This is a genomic window from Oleiphilus sp. HI0061, from assembly GCF_001635675.1.
In genome coordinates this window covers 1-1,216 of the sequence record NZ_LWFE01000515.1, presented here as the reverse complement: position 1 = coordinate 1,216, position 1,216 = coordinate 1, and the positions used below count along the sequence as shown (strand labels likewise).

2 protein-coding genes are annotated in these 1,216 nt (G+C 45.8%); both read left to right on the top strand.

Annotated elements, in window-relative coordinates; all coding sequences use genetic code 11:
• Position 1 precedes the first annotated feature (1 nt).
• Entirely contained in the window at positions 2–109 is a 108-nt protein-coding gene (locus tag A3735_RS32255; RefSeq protein ID WP_082885820.1) for a pyrimidine/purine nucleotide monophosphate nucleosidase domain-containing protein, read from the top strand.
• A 138-nt stretch (positions 110–247) separates the two neighbouring features.
• The coding region (gene dbpA, locus A3735_RS06805; RefSeq protein WP_068637810.1) for an ATP-dependent RNA helicase DbpA at positions 248–1,216 on the top strand (969 nt) is incomplete at its 3' end.

Here is a 1,216-nt window from a genome sequence, read left to right as displayed (position 1 = left end):
TTTGGAAATTATAGAGCCATTGGATAAGCTCTTGCGCACGTTCGTCGACCAGCGCCGAATGAAGCTGGGTGATAAGGAATACAAACCTTGTTATGAGGTTGTCTCATGAGATGATAGGGAAACCTCCTTAGTTAGAATTCAGCTAGAGATGGAACACTTCGCTGACAAGTACTAGAATGTGCCACTTATTAAGGCCCGTATTCGATAAACAGGGGCCTTGCTGCTTTCCAACATCAGGACAATTATTTTGAGCGACTCTGCTTTTTCTTCCCAAGCCCTAAAAAAAGAACTTTTAGACAATCTGGATTCATTAGGCTATCAAGCCATGACACCGATTCAAATGCAGAGCCTGCCCCTGATTATTGAGGGAAAAGATGTCATCGCGCAAGGTCAAACGGGCTCAGGAAAGACTGCCGCATTTGGGCTTGGGCTACTCAATAAGCTAGACGTAAAACGTTTCAGAATTCAATCTTTGGTGCTCTGCCCTACTCGTGAGCTGGCCGATCAAGTCGCCAAAGAAATTCGCAAACTTGCCCGCGCTATTCACAATATAAAAGTTCTCACCTTATGTGGCGGCATGCCTTTTGGCCCTCAAGTTGGTTCTTTAGAGCACGGCGCACATATCATCGTCGGTACTCCTGGCCGGGTTGAAGAACACGTTAGAAAAGGTAACCTGAAGCTCAACAATGTTGACACGCTGGTATTGGACGAAGCTGATAGAATGCTAGACATGGGCTTTCAGGAGGCCTTGGATACTATCATTGAAGATATACCAGAAGAGCGCCAAACTCTGCTGTTAAGCGCAACCTATCCAAAACAGATTCAATCGATCGCAGCGCAATATCTCACCGATCCGGTCATGGTAAAGGTTGAGTCAACACATAGTGACAGCAGTATTGAGCAACACTTCTATGAACTCCCAGATCAAGATGAGCGAATTGATGCAGTTCATCGTATTCTCATGCAGTATCAACCACCATCAACGGTGATTTTCTGCAATACCAAACGAGAAACCCAAGACCTGGCAGATGCCTTACATGATAGAAACTTCAGCGCCATTGCGATACATGGTGATATGGAACAGCGCGATCGAGACCAAACTCTTGTTAGATTCTCTAATCAAAGCGCCTCAATTCTGGTCGCAACGGATGTCGCGGCCCGCGGTCTCGATATTAAAGATCTAGATGCTGTCATAAACTTTCACATAGCACGCGAC